14 protein-coding genes and 2 pseudogenes are annotated in these 16,025 nt (G+C 72.1%); 6 read left to right on the top strand and 10 right to left on the bottom strand.

Going from position 1 to position 16,025, the window contains the following annotated elements; genetic code table 11:
• Positions 1-97: 97 nt before the first annotated feature.
• The 4 genes and pseudogenes from AC0KTA_RS34650 to AC0KTA_RS34635 all read right to left on the bottom strand — a co-directional run.
• Positions 98-541 (bottom strand): MarR family transcriptional regulator, encoded by a 444-nt coding sequence (locus AC0KTA_RS34650; protein WP_481052145.1) that lies wholly within the window; start codon positions 539-541, stop codon positions 98-100.
• Entirely contained in the window at positions 538-1,032 is a 495-nt protein-coding gene (locus AC0KTA_RS34645; RefSeq protein ID WP_481052144.1) for a MarR family winged helix-turn-helix transcriptional regulator, read from the bottom strand. The genes AC0KTA_RS34650 and AC0KTA_RS34645 overlap by 4 nt, the downstream gene beginning before the upstream one ends.
• A gap of 124 nt (positions 1,033-1,156) precedes the next feature.
• Positions 1,157-1,273: pseudogene (locus AC0KTA_RS34640) on the bottom strand (S-adenosylmethionine-dependent methyltransferase); the annotation flags it as partial.
• Positions 1,274-1,424: 151 nt separating this feature from the next.
• Positions 1,425-1,889 (bottom strand): annotated as a pseudogene (locus AC0KTA_RS34635) (NsdA family TPR-like regulatory protein); the annotation flags it as partial.
• Between the two features lie 248 nt (positions 1,890-2,137).
• Between AC0KTA_RS34635 and AC0KTA_RS34630 the strand changes: the two are divergent.
• Entirely contained in the window at positions 2,138-3,190 is a 1,053-nt protein-coding gene (locus AC0KTA_RS34630; protein WP_481052143.1) for an amidohydrolase family protein, read from the top strand.
• Here AC0KTA_RS34630 and AC0KTA_RS34625 read toward each other — a convergent pair.
• A complete protein-coding gene (locus tag AC0KTA_RS34625; RefSeq protein ID WP_481052142.1) occupies positions 3,187-5,154 on the bottom strand; it encodes a heavy metal translocating P-type ATPase in 1,968 nt (655 codons plus the stop codon). The genes AC0KTA_RS34630 and AC0KTA_RS34625 overlap by 4 nt on opposite strands.
• Before the next feature lie 94 nt (positions 5,155-5,248).
• Here AC0KTA_RS34625 and AC0KTA_RS34620 point away from each other — a divergent pair, with 94 nt between their 5' ends.
• Positions 5,249-5,635: an ArsR/SmtB family transcription factor gene (locus AC0KTA_RS34620; protein ID WP_481052141.1), complete on the top strand. Its 387-nt coding sequence runs from the start codon at positions 5,249-5,251 to the stop codon at positions 5,633-5,635.
• Positions 5,592-6,395: a TetR/AcrR family transcriptional regulator gene (locus tag AC0KTA_RS34615; RefSeq protein WP_481052140.1), complete on the top strand. Its 804-nt coding sequence runs from the start codon at positions 5,592-5,594 to the stop codon at positions 6,393-6,395. Before AC0KTA_RS34620 ends, AC0KTA_RS34615 begins: the two co-directional genes overlap by 44 nt.
• Positions 6,396-6,437: 42 nt before the next feature.
• Here the strand turns inward: AC0KTA_RS34615 and AC0KTA_RS34610 are convergent, their stop codons facing one another.
• Both AC0KTA_RS34610 and AC0KTA_RS34605 read right to left on the bottom strand, forming a co-directional pair.
• Positions 6,438-6,998 carry a dihydrofolate reductase family protein gene (locus AC0KTA_RS34610; protein ID WP_481052139.1) on the bottom strand — a complete coding sequence of 187 codons (561 nt, stop codon included), beginning with the start codon at positions 6,996-6,998 and terminating at the stop codon, positions 6,438-6,440.
• Positions 6,999-7,121: 123 nt separating this feature from the next.
• A complete protein-coding gene (locus AC0KTA_RS34605) occupies positions 7,122-7,841 on the bottom strand; it encodes an SDR family NAD(P)-dependent oxidoreductase (protein WP_481052138.1) in 720 nt (239 codons plus the stop codon).
• Between the two features lie 217 nt (positions 7,842-8,058).
• Here AC0KTA_RS34605 and AC0KTA_RS34600 point away from each other — a divergent pair, with 217 nt between their 5' ends.
• Positions 8,059-8,565 (top strand): MarR family winged helix-turn-helix transcriptional regulator, encoded by a 507-nt coding sequence (locus AC0KTA_RS34600; RefSeq protein WP_481056668.1) that lies wholly within the window; start codon positions 8,059-8,061, stop codon positions 8,563-8,565.
• 24 nt (positions 8,566-8,589) lie between these two features.
• Here the strand turns inward: AC0KTA_RS34600 and AC0KTA_RS34595 are convergent, their stop codons facing one another.
• Both AC0KTA_RS34595 and AC0KTA_RS34590 read right to left on the bottom strand, forming a co-directional pair.
• Positions 8,590-11,514 (bottom strand): FAD-binding and (Fe-S)-binding domain-containing protein, encoded by a 2,925-nt coding sequence (locus tag AC0KTA_RS34595; RefSeq protein WP_481052137.1) that lies wholly within the window; start codon positions 11,512-11,514, stop codon positions 8,590-8,592.
• A 79-nt stretch (positions 11,515-11,593) separates the two neighbouring features.
• Positions 11,594-12,760: a pyridoxal-phosphate-dependent aminotransferase family protein gene (locus AC0KTA_RS34590; protein WP_481052136.1), complete on the bottom strand. Its 1,167-nt coding sequence runs from the start codon at positions 12,758-12,760 to the stop codon at positions 11,594-11,596.
• A 120-nt stretch (positions 12,761-12,880) separates the two neighbouring features.
• Here AC0KTA_RS34590 and AC0KTA_RS34585 point away from each other — a divergent pair, with 120 nt between their 5' ends.
• Together AC0KTA_RS34585 and AC0KTA_RS34580 are read left to right on the top strand one after the other, a co-directional pair.
• Positions 12,881-13,648: an IclR family transcriptional regulator gene (locus AC0KTA_RS34585; RefSeq protein ID WP_481052135.1), complete on the top strand. Its 768-nt coding sequence runs from the start codon at positions 12,881-12,883 to the stop codon at positions 13,646-13,648.
• 195 nt (positions 13,649-13,843) lie between these two features.
• Entirely contained in the window at positions 13,844-15,223 is a 1,380-nt protein-coding gene (locus AC0KTA_RS34580) for an SLC13 family permease (protein WP_481052134.1), read from the top strand.
• Here AC0KTA_RS34580 and AC0KTA_RS34575 read toward each other — a convergent pair.
• On the bottom strand, positions 15,144-16,016 hold the full coding sequence (locus AC0KTA_RS34575; protein WP_481052133.1) for a Crp/Fnr family transcriptional regulator: 873 nt from the start codon (positions 16,014-16,016) through the stop codon (positions 15,144-15,146). The two genes, AC0KTA_RS34580 and AC0KTA_RS34575, sit on opposite strands and share 80 nt — an antisense overlap.
• Between the last annotated feature and the right edge of the window lie 9 nt (positions 16,017-16,025).

The raw sequence follows: 16,025 nt of genomic DNA, 5'->3' as shown, positions 1-16,025 counted from the left end.
GCGGGGCAGCCAGCCGCCGCGGCCCCGGTTCGAGCGACCGAGCACCCGGGCATTGCGTTCGGGGACCGGTGGATGAACATTTCACTGATCGGTTCGGTCAGGCGGTCAGCGTCGCAAGTTCCGCGTTGGCGCGCTCGGTGACCAGGGCGAGGACGCGGCCGGCGGCGGCCAGGTCCTCGGCGGGTATCCCGCCCCAGATACGGGCGGAGATGGGGGTGGCCTCCACGCCGACGGCGGCGAGCAGCTCGCGCCCCGCGTCGGTGGGGCGAAGGTGCGCACCGTCGGCGACGAGCAGCTGCTCGGCCAGTAGCTCGTCGAGCGTGGCGCGGACGTCGGCCGGATCCGCCTTGAGTGAGTCCCGTACCTGGGTGAGGAGATCGTCTCGCGTCTGCGGGGCGTCGGAGGTGACGGCGGCGCGCAGGGCGACCTGCTGCTGGAACGTGGCGCCGTGCCGGGCCAGAACGTGCTCGAGGACGCCGCGGGCGGCGTAGTGGGCCAGGGCGAGGTCGCGGGCGTTGGCGACGGGTGCGGTGGTGGTCATGGTGTTGTCCCCTGAGTGCTCTCGGTGTTCGCTACGGATGGAGCGAGAGGTGCGTCGAGCAGGGTCGTCAGCTCATCGGTGAACGCGCGTGTCCGCGGGGCGTCGAGGCCGCCGAGCGGCTCCAGCAACTGATGAAGCAGTTCCTGGACCACGGCGATGGCCTGCCGCGTGACGGCCTCGCCCTGCTCGGTGAGGGCGAGCTGTACGGCGCGGGGGTCGCCGGGGTCGCGGGTGCGCTCGATCAGACCGGCCGGCTCCAGGGCGCGCGCCAGCTTCGAGACATACAGCGCCTCCAGGCCGGTGTGGTCGGCGAGTCGGCGCTGGCTGGGCCGCTCGCCGGTGCGCTGCATGCCGTACAGCGACGCGACCAGTACGTACTGCGCGTGAGTGAGACCCAGCGGAGCCACTGCGCGATCGACCGCGACGCGCCATTTGTTGGCGAGCCGCCATACCAGATAGCCGGGCGTGGGGCCCGGTGGAACCTTGCTCATACCGAATAGAGTACTTGGCTACTATGTCCATGGCTACTATTTTCGGCGGATGCGATGCTCGGAGAAGCGATGCCGCCAAGTCCTGAGTGGTCAGGGCTTCTCGGCCCAGTAGTCGGCCGGCATCGATCTTCGTGCCGACCACGGCGTCCAGGTCGGTCACGTGGTTGGGGCGCCGATGGTTGCGATGGGCGAACGTGCCCGTTGCCGGCCGCTGCGGGTTTCCGCGCGGGCTGCGGGCGTGGTACCACGTCGTCAGGCGACGCCTGGTCGGCCGCGCGTAAGCACGGAGCGCCGGAACTCCCTGACCGCCTGCTGATGGTCACCGAGATCCCGTGCACCACGCCGAGGAGCGCTCGCTCGCGAGAGGAGGCGGCCGCGTACCGCTCGCCGCGCACCGAAGTCTGCGCGATCTGGCGGGCTTCGCGTCGAAAACCCAGGTCGAGCGCCTGGTGCGCCATGGCACGCAGGATGTGTCCGCTCAGGGGTGCGTCGCCCGACCGCGCTGCCAGCTTCACCGCGGTGTTGAAGCGCCGCAGTGCGACCGCGTGCTCGCTGTTGTCGAAGGCCATCCAGCCCGATACGTACGCGAGCTCGGCGGCGGCCGAGAACATCGCGCGCCGGGTGTTGTCGTCGGCGAACGAGGGTGGAAAACCGCGTTCGTCCACGGATGCGGCCAGGCGGGTCCTTCGTCTACACCGTCCGCCACGCCGGGGACGCGCACTACCGGGCCGGGACCGGGCACGGAGACGACGTCTGGGAGCACGGCGGCTTCGCCGTGCACCTCTTCTCCCGCGACCTGGTCGACGCCCTCGCCGAGGGCGGCTCGGCGCCGCCGCCTTTCGCAAGCGCTTCGCCACTGCTCCCCTCGCGCGACCTTCGTACGTCGAACAGCCCGTGCCTGGCGGGCAGTTGCGAGCCGAGCGGCTGAGGCGTCAGCCAAGGGCTCTCGTTTGGGCCTTGGGCGCCATCCGAGTGGGATCGCCACCTCCTCACCTGTACGTCGAAGGCCCTCCCCTCTCCCCAGGAGATGATCTGAGCCGGCTCCAAACGGCGGCCGTGGCACACGGACCGTACGAACTCCCCTCCCCCACCCAGGACCTCACCGATGCCCCAAGCGTCCGCGCACGAAGAGACCTCCGCGCACGAGAACACCGAGGCTCCGCTGCGCGTCATCGCGCTGGAAGAGCACTTCACGACCAACGCCATCCGGGAAGCGAACGTGGACCACCCCATGGAGGGCTTCTACCGGATGCTGGCCGACGAGGGATTCTGGCCGCCGGGCGAAGACCGGCCGCCCGGCATCACCGACATCGGCGACCAGCGCATCGCCGACATGGATGCGAACGGCATCGCCCTGCAGGTCCTGTCGCACACCGTGCCCGCGACGGAGGCCCTGCCCGCGGACCGCGCCGTCGGCCTGGCCCGCGAGGCGAACGACGCCATGGCCGAGGCCGTCTCCGCCCACCCCGACCGGTTCGCGGCATTCGCCACCCTGCCCATGCCGGACCCCGAGGCCGCCGCCGCGGAACTCCAGCGCGCGGTCACCGCGCTGGGCTTCCGGGGCGCCATGGTCAACGGCCACGTCGACGGCCGTTATCTGGACGACCGGTCGTTCTGGCCGGTCTTCGAGAGCGCCGAGGCACTGGGCGTACCGGTCTACCTGCACCCGAACCGGCCCCCGCAGGCGGTGTTCGACGCCTGCTACTCCGGCTTCTCCCCACTGGTCGGCGAGGCGTTGGGCAGCGCGGCCTGGGGATGGCACATCGACACCGGGGCGCATGTGCTGCGCCTGATCCTCGCCGGGGTCTTCGACCGCTTCCCCGGACTCCGGATGATCATCGGGCACATGGGCGAGTGCCTGCCGTCGATGATCTGGCGTGCGGACTGGATGCTGACGCCCGCTGCCGGGCTGCCGCGGCGGGTCAAGGACTACTTCACCGACCACTTCTGGATCACCACCAGCGGCATCTTCGACTACGCGCCACTGACCGCCGCCCTGCACACCCTGGGCCCGGACCGCATCCTCTTCTCCGTGGACTACCCCTACAGTTCCAACCGGGCCGGCCGCGCCTTCCTCGACGGCCTCCCGCTGAGTCCGGACGACAGGGAGAAGATCGCCCACACCAACGCCGAGCGCCTGCTGGCCCTGCGGCGCTAGTACCGCACGCGCGGGGCGTTCCAGGCGGCCTCGCGCAGCAGGCGCAGGCCGTTGAGGCCGACGATGACGGTGGAGCCCTCGTGTCCGGCGACGCCGAGGGGCAGTGGGAGGGTGCCGATCAGGTCCCAGGCGACCAGGGCGGTGATGAACGCACCGGCGATGGCCAGGTTCTGGACGACCAGGCGGCGGGCGGTGCGCGAGAGTTGCACGACGGTGGGGATGGTGGCCAGTTCGTCGCGTACGACGACGGCGTCGGCGGTCTCCAGGGCGAGGTCGGAGCCTGCTCTGCCCATGGCGATCCCGGAGTGGGCGGCGGCCAGCGCCGGGGCGTCGTTGACGCCGTCGCCGACGACGAGCACCTTGCGGCCGCGCTCTTCCCATTCCCGGACGGCGGTGACCTTGTCCTGCGGGAGCAGGCCGCTGCGGACGTCGGTGATGCCGACCTCGGCGGCCAGGTGCCGGGCGGCGCGTTCGTTGTCGCCGGTCAGCAGGACCGGTGTGCGCCCGGTCAGGCGGGTGAGCGCGGCGACGGTGGCGGCGGCGTCCGGCCGCAGCCGGTCGGCGATGCCAAGCACGCCCACCGACGTGCCGTCGCGCACCACCGCCACCGCGGTGCGTCCGGCGTCCTCCAACTCCCGCACCACCGCATGGGCTTGGTCGCCCTCGGTCGGCAGCAGACGAGAGGGGGAGCCGACCTGGAGAGTGTGGCCGTCGACGGTGGCTCGCACGCCCTTGCCCGGGGCGGACGTGAAGTCGGCGGCCCCGGTCAGGGGCAGGGCGCGTGCGTGGGCGGCGTCGACGACGGCGCGGGCCAGGGGGTGCTCGCTGGGATGCTCGGCCGCGGCGGCGAGGGCGAGCAGCGCGTCCTGGTCCAGGCCGCTGCCGGGCAGGGGGCGCACATCGGTGACGCGGGGGGTGCCCTCGGTCAGGGTGCCGGTCTTGTCGAGCGCGACGGTGTCGATCCGGCCGAGGCGCTCCATGACGACGGCGGACTTGGCGAGCACACCGTGGCGTCCGGCGTTGGCGATGGCGGACAGCAGCGGCGGCATCGTGGAGAGCACCACCGCGCACGGGGAGGCCACGATCATGAAGGTCATCGCCCGCAGCAGCGCCGACCGCAGTTCGTCGCCGAAGGCGAGCGGGACGGCGAAGACGGCCAGGGTCGCGACGACCATGCCGATCGAGTACCGCTGCTCGATCTTCTCGATGAACAGCTGAGTGGGCGCCTTGGTCGCGGAGGCTTCTTCGACCATCTTCACGATCCGGGCGATCACCGAGTCCGACGGGTCGCGCCCGACCCGCACGGTCAGCGCGCCGGTGCCGTTGACGGTGCCGGCGAACACCTCGTCGCCCGTACCCTTGGCGACCGGCAACGGCTCGCCGGTGATGGTGGCCTGGTCCACCTCGCTCGCACCGGACAGGACCTGCCCGTCGGCGCCGACGCGCTCTCCGGGCCGGACCAGAAGCGTGTCCCCGACGTCGAGCAGTCCGGCTTCGACGGTCTCCTCGGTGCCGTCGGGCAGCAGGCGGGTCGCGGTGGAAGGGGAAAGGTCGAGCAGGCCGCGGACGGAGTCCGCGGTGCGGGCGGTCGCGACCGCCTCCAGGGCGCCCGAGGTGGCGAAGATGACGATCAGCAGCGCCCCGTCGAGTACTTGACCGATGGCCGCGGCACCGAGCGCCGCCACGACCATCAGCAGATCCACGTCCAAGGTCTTGCCCTTGAGTGCCTTCAAGCCCTCCCATCCCGGCTCCCACCCGCCCGTGACGTAGGTGGCGGCGAACAACGTCCCCCACAACCAAGCCGGGACATCCAGCAGATACGGCGGGAGGGCGAGCAGGAACAGCACCAGCGCCGCCAGCGCCCAGCGGGCCTCCGGCAGGGCCAGGACGCGCGTACGCCGCCGCACCGGTGCGGGGTGCGCGCCGACCGGTGCGGGCCGGCGCTGATCCAGGACAGAAGACATGACAAAGCAACCCTTCACGGGCGGACGGGGCAACACATTCACCATACCGGAACAGCTGAACAGGTCTTCAGTTGTCGTGAGTATGATGGCCCGCATGGGCCACGGAACCGACGCCACCAGCAGCGCCACCACGCGCGAGCGCCTCGACGCGGTCGGCACCGCCGACGTCGCCGCCACCCTCCAGGCCCTCGCCACCCCCTCGCGACTGCACATCCTGGCCCGGCTCCAGGAAGGGCCCTGCTCGGTGAACGACCTCGCGGACGCCGTCGGCATGGAAGCCTCGGCCTGCTCCCACCAGCTGCGCCTGCTTCGCAACCTGGGCCTGGTCACCGGCGAGCGGCACGGCCGCTCGATCGTCTACGCCCTCTACGACAACCACGTCGCCGAACTCCTCGACCAAGCGCTCTACCACGTCGAACACCTGCGCCTGGGGGTCCGTGACGCCCCGGCCAAACTGCCCGACGCGGTCGCCGCCGAGTGAGCCGGGCGAGGCTCAGGCAACCCAGCGCGAGGCAGGACAACAGCTCGGCGCAGGACAACAGCCGGAACGGAGAGTCACCCTGAACGAGACGGGCACCGACACCAGCACGGGCACGAAGGCCGGGCCGGGCGGCGCGACGAGCGCCGGGCAGCAGGCCCCACCGCACCTCAAGCGGGCGGAAGGACCGGCCGCCACGGACGGCCGCCGCGCCAAGGGTGAGCGCCGTCGCCGGGCGCTGATCGAGGCGACCGTTCGCGTCATCGCGCGGGACGGCGCCGCCGGCGTCACCCATCGCACGGTGGCCCGCGAGGCCGACCTGCCGACGACCGCGACGACGTACTACTTCAGCAGCATCGACGCGCTCCTCACGGCGGCACTGACCCAGTGCATGGAGGAGGACTCCGCGCGCATCGAGGCGCTGGTCGACGCCCCGGTCGACGGCGTCGACCAGCGCCGGTCGCTGGCGCTGCTGATGGCGGAGACCCTGACGCCGCCCGGGCATCTGCTGGCCGAGTTCGAGCTGTGCCTGCTCGCGGCCCGCCGCCCGGAGCAGCGCGCGGCGACCCGCCGTTGGAAGGACGCGCTCGCCGCCTTCGCCCGCGCCTTCACGGACGACCCGCTGCGCGTCAAGCTCTTCACCCAGGCCTACGACGGACTGCTCCTCCAGGCCCTGCTCGACGACGAGCCGCCCACGCCGGACGAGTTCGAGGAACTGCTGCGGGAGCTGCTGCCGGACCCCGCCGCGGGCAGCAGCAGCTAGGGCTCACCCGCCCGACGCGGACGCCATGTACGGGCGCGACCCCTACGTACGCACGCGGTGGCGCAGGAACACCATGCCGTTGCCGAAGCTCCGCTCGTCGAGCAGTTCCAGGCCCAGGCGGAGGCCGGCGGGGAACACGGCCTTGCCGCCACCCACCACGCTGGGCGCGAGGAACAGGTGGATCTCGTCGACCAGTCCTGCCGTGAGCATGTGGGCGGCGAGACCGGTGCCGCCGACGACCAGGTCGTGATCGCGCTCGGTCTTCAGCCGCCGGACCGCCTCGGGGTCGAAGACGCGCTCGATACGGGTCCTGGCGGTGACGGCCCGCTCCAGGGTGGTGGAGTATACGATCTTCTCCGCCGCCTGCCACATGCGCGCGAAGTCCCGCATGGCATCGGACTGTTCGGGCCCCGGGGGCTCGGTCTCCCAGCCCGTCATCATCTCGTACAGCCGACGGCCGTAGAGATACGTCCCGAGGGGGCGCTCCAGTTCGTTGATGAAGCTGTGCACCTCCTCGTCCGGGACCGCCCAGTCGAAGGAGCCCTCCTCGTCCTCGATGAAGCCGTCGAGCGACGCGATCGACGAGTAGACCAGCTTGCCCACGGCGGAGCTCCCTTCACGCGGTGTCGCGTCGCACCCTAGCGGCGGCCACTGACAGCCGGGCGGTCCCGGCAGCGTGTCTCCGCGTGTGCCGGCGACCCGCTTCTCAACGCGTCGCCGCGTGGCTCAACGCGTCGCGCGTGCCCCTCCGTTGACGTGCAACACCTGGCCCGTGATGTGGCGGGCCGCCGGGGAGGCGAGAAAGGCGACGGTGCCCGCGATGTCGGCGGGCGCGCCGGCGCGGCCGGTCGCGGTGGCCGCGATCAACTGCTCGCGCCGTTCGCCCGAGAGCTGGTCGCGGAAGAACTCGGTGTCGGCTATGTAGCCGGGCGCGACGACGTTGGCCGTGATGTCGCGGCGGCCGAGCGCGTGCGCCAGGTCGATGTTCCAGTTGGCGAGGCCCGCCTTGGCCGCGCCGTAGGAACCGGACGGCTGCTCGGCGGCGATCGAGCCGATGTGGACGACGGCGCCGCCCGCGGCGAGCCGGTCCTCCAGGGCCTTCGTCGTGAGCGCGGCGCTGACCAGGTTGGCGTCGAGGTTGGCGCGGAAGTCCCGGGCGTACGAGGCCAGGTCACTCTTCCCGTCCGTGTCGAACGCGATGTTCCCGCCCGCGTTGTTGACCAGGACGTCGATCCGCTCGGGCAGGTCGTCGAGGAGCCGGGTGAGCGCGGCGGGGTCGGTGTGGTCGCAGATCGCGGTGCGGACGCCGGTCTCGGCGGCCGCCTCCTTGAGCGGGCCGGGGCGGCGGCCGGTGACGATCACGCTCTCGCCCTCGGCCGCGAAGTGCCGCGCGATCGCGCGGCCGATGCCCGTGCCGCCTCCGGTGACCAGGATGGTGCGTGCCATATGCTGAGCTCCGAATCAGATTCGTTTAGGGCTAAATTTAGACCTCAATGTAGCACTCGGGAGGGCCACGGTGGCAAGGAATCCGCAGGCGGGGCGGGACGACGACGGCAGCGGCGGCGTACGTACCCCGCAGGACCCCCCGCGCGCCCACTCCCCGCAGGACGCTGGGCGCGACCACTCCCCTCACGACCCTGCGCGCGCCCACTCCGCGCGGGAGATCGCCGCCGCGTGGGAGCGCGAGCGCCCCGGCACCCCGGTCTCCTCGATCGGGATCGTCACGCCGATCTGGCAGTTGGCGAAGCTGTTCGGCGACGACCGCCGCCGGGTCCTGGCCCGCGCCGGGGTGGACACCGCCACGCTCGACCTGCTGAGCGTGCTGCGCCGCAGCGGCCCTCCGTACGCCCTCAGCACCCGTGAACTCGGCCGCCGTTCACTGGTGACGGCGGGCGCCGTCTCGCAGCGGGTCGCCCGCGCCGAGCAGGAGGGCCTGGTGACCCGCGAGGCGGCCGGGGGCCGCCCCCGTACGGTGCTCGTCACCCTGACCCCGGCCGGGCACGACCTCGTCGAGGCGACCGTCGACCAAGTGCTGCACCGCGAGGCCGAGTTGGTCGCCGGTCTTACGCCCGAGCAGCAGACCCGCCTGACGGATCTGCTGCACGTCCTGCTCACCGACGTACAGAACAGAATGGGCGACGACCGGCTCAGCCAGGTCGGCGAGGAGTAGGGAAGGGGACCGCCGGGGCCCCGCTCACAGCGCCTCGCGCACCAACTGCACCGGATGCCAGGCGTTACGTGCCGTGCCGTGGAAGATCTGCTGGCGGCACGACTGGCCCGTGGCGACGACGACGGTGTCCTCGGACGCGGCGCGCACCGCGGGGAACAGCCGGTCCTCCCCCACGGTCATCGACACGTCGTAGTGCTCGGACTCGTAGCCGAAGGAACCCGCCATGCCGCAGCAGCCCGCGTCGAGTTCCCGCACCTCGACGCCGGGGATGCGGCGCAGCAGCGCGACGGTCGCCGCGGTGCCGACCTCGGCCTTCTGGTGGCAGTGGCCGTGGAAGAACAGGGTGCGGCCGCTGAGCCAGGAGTCCTCGCGCAGGGTGAGGCCGCCGTCGTCGATGGCTTCGGTGAGGAGTTCTTCGAGCTGACGGACGCGGCCCGTGACGGCTTCGCGGGCGGAGTCGAGCGGCAGCAGGGCCCGGTGCTCGTCGCGCAGCGTCATGAGGCAGGACGGCTCGCAGCCGGTGACGGGGGCGTCGGGAGGCGTGGTTTCCGTGATGCGGTGGACCAGTTGGAAGGCCTTGTCGCTCGCCTCGTCGAGGAGTCCCTTGGACAGCGCGGCGCGGCCGCAGCAGCCGCCGCTCTCCAACTGCACGGCCCATCCGGCGCGTTCGAGCAGTTCCACGGCGGCTTGGCCGATCTCCGGTTCGGTGTACGTGGTGAAGGAGTCGGCGAGCATGACGACCGTGCCCCGGGGTGCCGCGACGACGGCGGCGGGGCGGCGGCCGAACCAGCGCACCAGGTTGCGGCGGGCGTAGCGCGGCAAGGGGCGGTGCGGGGTGATGCCGAGGGTGCGGTGGAGCAGTCGGCGCAAGAGGGGGATGCGGCCTGGCAGGTTGGACAGGGGGGCGGTGGCGGAGCCGAGGCGGTTGAGCAGGCGGATGGCGCCGAAGATCCGGGAGCGCAGCGGTGTCCCGTGCTCGTCGTGGTGGTGGGCGAGCGCCTCCGCCTTCAAGGAGGCCATGTCCACGCCCAGCGGGCACTCGCTCTTGCAGGCCTTGCACATCAGGCACAGGTCGAGGACCTCGTGCAGCCGCTCGTCGCCGAGTGCCGCGTGCGGGTCGGGTTCGGAGAGGGCCTTGACGAGGGCGCCCGCGCGGCCGCGGGTCGAGTCCTCCTCGTTGCGGGTGGCCATGTAGGAGGGGCACATCGTGCCGGTCTCGCTCTTGCGGCACAGGCCGATGTTCATGCAGCGGTCCGCGGCCGCCCGCATGCCGCCCGCGACCTCGAAGTCGAGCCGGGTGCGCAGGCCCGGCGCGGGCGGCAGCGCCGGGTCCCGCAGGTGGTCCGTCATCGCGGGCGCGTCGACGATCTTGCCGGGGTTCAGCCGGTTGTCGGGGTCGAAGAGGCCCTTCACGCGCCGCATCGCCTCGTACAGCTCGTCGCCGAACAGCTCGCGGTTGAACTCGCTGCGCGCGAGGCCGTCGCCGTGTTCGCTGGAGTTGACGCCGCCGTACTCGGTGACCAGGTCCTTGATCTCCTCGGCGACCGCGCGCATGGTCTGCCGCTGGGCGGGGTCGGTCACGTCGAGGAAGGGGCGGATGTGCAGACAGCCCACCGAGCAGTGGCCGTAGAACCCGGCGGTGAGGCCGTGGCGGTCCAGGACCTTCTTCAGTCTGCTGGTGTACGCGGGCAGGTGGACCGGGTCGACGGCGGTGTCCTCGATGAACGCCAGCGGCCGGCGTGTGCCCTCGCTGGCGGCCATGAGCAGGCCGAGGCTGGACTTGCGGACCTTGAGCAGGGCGGTCTGGTCGGCCGGGGTGACGGCGGCGAGGGTGTGGTAGCCGTGGCCGTGGCGCTGCCACAGCTTCGTCAACTGCTCGACCCTGCCGATGAGTTCGCGTTCGTCGTCGCCCGTGAAGGAGACGAACAGGAGCGCGTCCGGGTCGCCTTCGAGGACGGTGGCCAGCGAGGCGTACTCGATCTTCTGGCGGGACAGGTCGAGGATCGTGCGGTCCATCAGCTCGACGGCGGCCGGATCGCAGGCGAGGGCGTCCTGGGTGGCTTCGATGGCCCCGGCCACCGAGGTGAAGTGGCCGACGGCGAACACGGTGTGCGCCGGTTTCGGTACGAGATCCACGAGGGCGCGGGTGCTGATGGCGAGGGTGCCCTCCGAACCGACCAGGAACTTCGCCAGGTCGAACGGCGCGTCCTCGCGGGCGAGCCGGTCCAGGCGGTAGCCGCCCGCCCGCCGCCAGTGGCCGGGGAATCCGGTGGCGATGGCGTCGGCGTGCGCGGCGACGAGCGCGGGCAGTTCGCGGTGGACGCGGCCGTCGAGGCCCGCGCCGCGGGCGCGGTCCGCGTGTTCGCGCGCGGTCAGGGGCGCGAGGTGGGCGGTGCTCGCGTCGGCGAGCACGACGTCGAGGGCGCGGACGTGGTCGATGGTCATGCCGTACCGCAGCGAGCCGCTGCCCGCCGAGTTGTTGCCGATCATGCCGCCGATGGTGGCGCGGTTGCTGGTGGAGGTGTCGGGGCCGAACATCAGGCCGTACGGGGCGGCGGCGCGGTTCAACTGGTCCTGGACGACGCCCGGTTCGACCAGGGCGGTGCGGCCCTCGGGTTCGAGGGCGACGATGCGCCGCATGTGCCGGGACAGGTCGAGGACGATGCCCGGGCCCGTGGTCTGCCCGGCGAGGCTGGTGCCGGCGCCGCGCGGCACGACGGACACGCCGTGTTCGGCGGCGGCGGCCACGGTCGCCCGCACGTCCTCGGCGTGCCGGGGGAAGACGACGCCGAGCGGCGTGATGGCGTACATGCTCGCGTCGCGTGCGAAGAGGTGGCGGCTGTAGTCGTCGAAGCGGACCTCGCCGTCGAGGTCGGCGCGCAGCCGCCGCGCGAGGTCGCCGCCGACCTCGTCACGCCGGACTTCCGTGGACTCCGTGCTGGTGGTCATGCGACACGCTCCTGGGGGGTGAAGGGGCGTACGAGAACGGGGAGTTGAAGAAAGTCAATCGACGGGAACTGAGGTAGCGTCAGCTCGCGCGGAGGTGGTCGAGCGCCGCCGTGAGGCCGTCCGGGCCGACGGGGAGCCCGGCGAGTTCGAGCCCCATCTGCACCCCCGCGAGCGTCCCGGCGAGCGTGAGGTCGTTGAAGTGGCCGAGGTGGCCGATGCGGAAGACCTTGCCCGCGAGCCGCCCGAGGCCGGTGCCGAGCGACATGTCGAATCGCTCCAGGACGATCTTCCGTACGGCGTCGGCGTCCTGGCCGTCCGGCAGGAGGACGGCGGTGAGCGAACCGGAGTGCTCGCGTTCGTCCGCGCACAGCACCTCGAGTCCCCAGCCGCGCACGGCGGCGCGGGTGGCGGCGGCGTGCCTGGCGTGCCGGGCCCAGACCTGTTCGAGGCCTTCCTCGGCGAGCATGCGCAGGGCTTCGTCGAGGCCGTACAGCAGGTTGGTGGCCGGGGTGTACGGGAAGAAACCGGCCTCGTTCGCGTCGATGACCGGCGTCCAGTCCCAGTACGACTTGGGCAGCCGGGCGGTGCGGGAGGCGGCGAGCGCCTTCTCGCTGACGGCGTTGAAGCCGAGGCCGGGCGGCAGCATCAGCCCTTTCTGGGAACCGGTGACGGTCACGTCGACGCCCCAGGCGTCGTGCCGGTACTCGATGGAGCCCAGCGAGGAGACCGTGTCGACCAGGAGCAGGGCGGGATGGCCCGCCGCGTCGAGGGCGGCGCGGATCTCCGGGACGCGGCTGGTGACGCCGGTGGACGTCTCGTTGTGCACCACGCACACGGCCTTGATCCGATGGGCGATGTCGGCGTCCAGGTGCTGGGCGGCGGCCTCGGGCGAGGCGCCGTGCCGCCAGTCGCCGGGCACGAACTCCACTTCCAGGCCCAGGGATTGGGCCATCTCGCGCCACAGCGAGGCGAAGTGCCCGGTCTCGAAGCAGAGCACGCGGTCGCCCGGGCTGAGCGTGTTCACCAGGGCCGCTTCCCAGGCGCCGGTGCCCGACGAGGGGTACACGACGACGGGTCCCGAGGTGCCGAACACCGGCTTCAGCGCGTCGAGTACGCGGCGGGCGAGGTCCGCGAACTCGGGGCCGCGGTGGTCGAGGGTGGGGGCGGACATGGCGCGAAGGACCCGGTCGGGGACGTTCGTCGGTCCGGGGATCTGGAGGAAGTGGCGGCCGGTCCTGATGGTCATTGCGCGGATCTCCCCTCCACGCTTGTGCCGTGACACGGCACAGCGTATCGTGATGCGGCACGGTGGAGCATAGGGCTCACACCCTGAGGGGTCAACGCCCACGCCCGGAGGGGGTCAGCGGTGCAGAACGTCCTCAACACCCTGCGCGTGCTCGAAGAGTTGGCGCCGCGGCAGCCGATCGGCGTCGCGGAGCTCGCCCGCGCCATGGAGCTGCCGAAGAGCACCGTCCAGCGGGCGCTCGGCACGCTGCACACGGCGGGCTGGATCAGACAGACCGGCACCACGCCCACCCGCTGGACGCTCACCACCAAGGCCCTGCTCATCGGGCGGCAGGCCACGGGCGAGTTGAGCCTGCGGGACGTGGCGGTGCCGGTGATGGAGGAGCTGCGCCGCGAGGTGGACGAGACCGTGCACCTGGCCGTGCCGGAGGGCGAGCGCGTGGTGCTCGTCGAGCGCCTGGAGACGACCCAGCCGGTACGGATCGTGCTGCCGCTCGGCCAGCACCTGTCCGGCCACGCGTCCGCCAACGGCAAGGCGATCCTGGCCGCCCGCTCCCCCGAGGCCGTCGAGCGGTATCTCGCCCAGGACCTGCCGCGCTTCACGGCGACGACGATCGGCGACGCGGCCGCGCTGCGCGCCGAGCTCGACGCGGTCCGCGCCCGGGGCTACGCCCTCAACCAGGGCGAATGGCGCGAGGACGTGTCCGCGGTGGCCGCACCCGTGCTCGGCCCGGACGGCAGCCCGGTGGGCAGCGTCAGCATCAACATGCCCACCAGCCGCTGCGATCGCGACCGGCTCGACGCGCTGGGCGAGCATGTGCGGGCGGCGGCGCGGGAGATCAGCGCGGCGCTGGGTTACGAGGCGCCGCGGGTGGCTCGGGCGGGGTGAATGCGGCCGCGGCGCCTCGGGCCGAGCCGGCCGGGGCGCCTGCCAGACCCGCCCCGTTCGCCCACAACTCGGATGCGTCCGCACCCCCTTGACGGGCCGTGACCGCCGTCACATACTCGCCAACGTTGCCTGGAGTTCCGCATGGCGGAACTCCAAGTCCACCCTGCGGACAGCCCGAAGGCGAGGACGTGTCACATGGCAGACCATCTCATCGCGATCGCCGCACTGGTACTCATCTTCACCATCTCCACCTTCACCTCCGTCCACATGGGCGCCCTCGCGCTCGTCGCCGCCTTCGCCGTCGGCTCCTCGGTCGCCGGCGAGAACGCGGACGACGTGTTCGGCGGCTTCCCCGGCGACCTCTTCGTCGTCCTCGTGGGCGTCACGTTCCTCTTCGCCATAGCGAAGAACAACGGCACCATCGATTGGCTCGTGCACGCCGCGACGCGCGCCGTCCGCGGCCGTATCGCACTCATCCCCTGGGTCATGTTCCTCATCACCGCGGCGCTCACCGCGGTCGGCGCGGTGGTGCCCGCGGCGGTCGGCGTCATCGCCCCCATCGGCATGAGCTTCTGCGCCCGCTACCGGATCAGCCCGCTGCTCATGGGCCTGCTCGTCATCAACGGGGCGAGCGCGGGCGGCTTCTCGCCCGCGAGCGTCTTCGGCAGCATCACCAACGGAGTCGTCGAACGCAACGACCTGCCGGGCGACCCCGGACTGCTGTTCCTCATGTCGTTCCTGTTCAACGTGGCGCTCAGCGTGGTCGCGTACTTCATGTTCGGGGGGCGGCAGCTGATCGGGCGGCGGGCGTCGGACACCGTGGAGGCGGACGTGTCCGACGGCACCGGAACCGGCGGCGGCGCCCCGGGTCCCACCCGCGCGCCCCACGGCAGCCCCGCAGGCGGCGGCCCCTCCACCCCGGCCCACGCAGCCACCGCAACCGTCGCACCCGCAACCACCGAAGCCGTCGAGCTGCGCCTGGACCGCCCCCGCGCCCTGACCCTCCTCGGCCTGCTCGGCATGGTCGCCGGGGCGCTCTTCCTGGACTACAACGTCGGCCTGATGGCGTTCACGGTGGTCGCCGTGCTCACCCTCGTCGACCCCGACGCGTCCCAGGGCGCCGTGGACCGCTGCGCCTGGTCGACGGTGCTGCTCGTCTGCGGCGTCGTCACCTTCGTGGGCGTGATGGAACGCATGGGCACGATCGACTGGCTCGGCGACAGCGTCGCGAAGATCGACTCCCCGCTCCTGGGCGCCCTGTTGATCTGCCTGATCGGCGCCGTGGTCTCCGCGTTCGCCTCCACCACCGGCATCCTCGGCGCCCTGATCCCCCTCGCCGTACCGTTCTTGATGGACGGTCAGGTCGGCGCGGTCGGCCTGATCATCGCCCTCGCCGTCTCCTCGTCGGTCGTCGACTCCTCCCCACTGTCCACCAGCGGGGCCCTGGTCACGGCCAACGCCCCCGAGGAGGTGCGCCAGGAGGTGTTCGGTGCGCTCATGAAGTGGGGCATGTCCATGGCCCTGATCGCGCCGCTGGCGACGTGGGCGTTGTTCGTGGTGCCGGGGCAGGGGTGACCACCGGCCGCCGCCCGGCCGTGATCGACGGGCGGCGGGCCGCCGTCTCGGTGCGGTAGCGGGCGCGGCGGGTGAGTCCCGGCGGGTCGAGGACGATCCACTCGTTGCCCTCGCGCAGCAGCCAGCCGCGCCGTGAGAAGTCCATGAGCACCTGGTTGACGCGCTCGCGCGACGCCCGGACGTGGCGCGCCAGTTCGTCCTGGCTGAGGTCGAGGCTGAAGCGCAGGCCGAGCGGTGTGCGGCGGCCGAACCGGCTCGCCTGCTCCACCAGGGCGCGGGCGACGCGCGTGGCCACGTCGACGCCGGTGACGTCCTCCAGGCGGTCGTTGACGTTCCTGATCCGGGTGGCCAGCAGGTGCATCATCCGCAGCGAGGCCTCCGGGTGGCGGCCGAGCCAGCCGCGCATGGCGGGCACCGGGATCCAGCACAGGTCGGTCTCCTGGACGGCGGTGGCCGTCGAATGCCGCGGGCCGCCGTCGAACACGCAGAGCTCACCGAGGAGTTGGCCGGGCCCGACCATGGTGAACAGCACTTCTTTGCCCTCGTGATCCGGCCGCGTGACCTTGACCTTGCCGCGCAGGATCAGGAAGACACAGTCGCCGTCCTCGCCCTCGACGAACACCGGCGCCCCACGCCGGAACGTGCCGTGCACGGCGATCCGCTCGAAGTCCGCGAGGGCGGGGCGGGGCAGCCCCGCCAGGAGCGGGACCGCCGTGCCGTCCGCCGTCCAGGGGTGCGCGAAGCCGCGCCGGTACGCCGCCTCGCCTCGGTGTGTCGTGTGCGCTGGACCCATGAGCCACCT

Source organism: Streptomyces sp. Y309, assembly GCF_056712025.1.
Note: the sequence above shows the minus strand (reverse complement) of the source record. Positions and strands in the feature narration are given on the sequence as shown.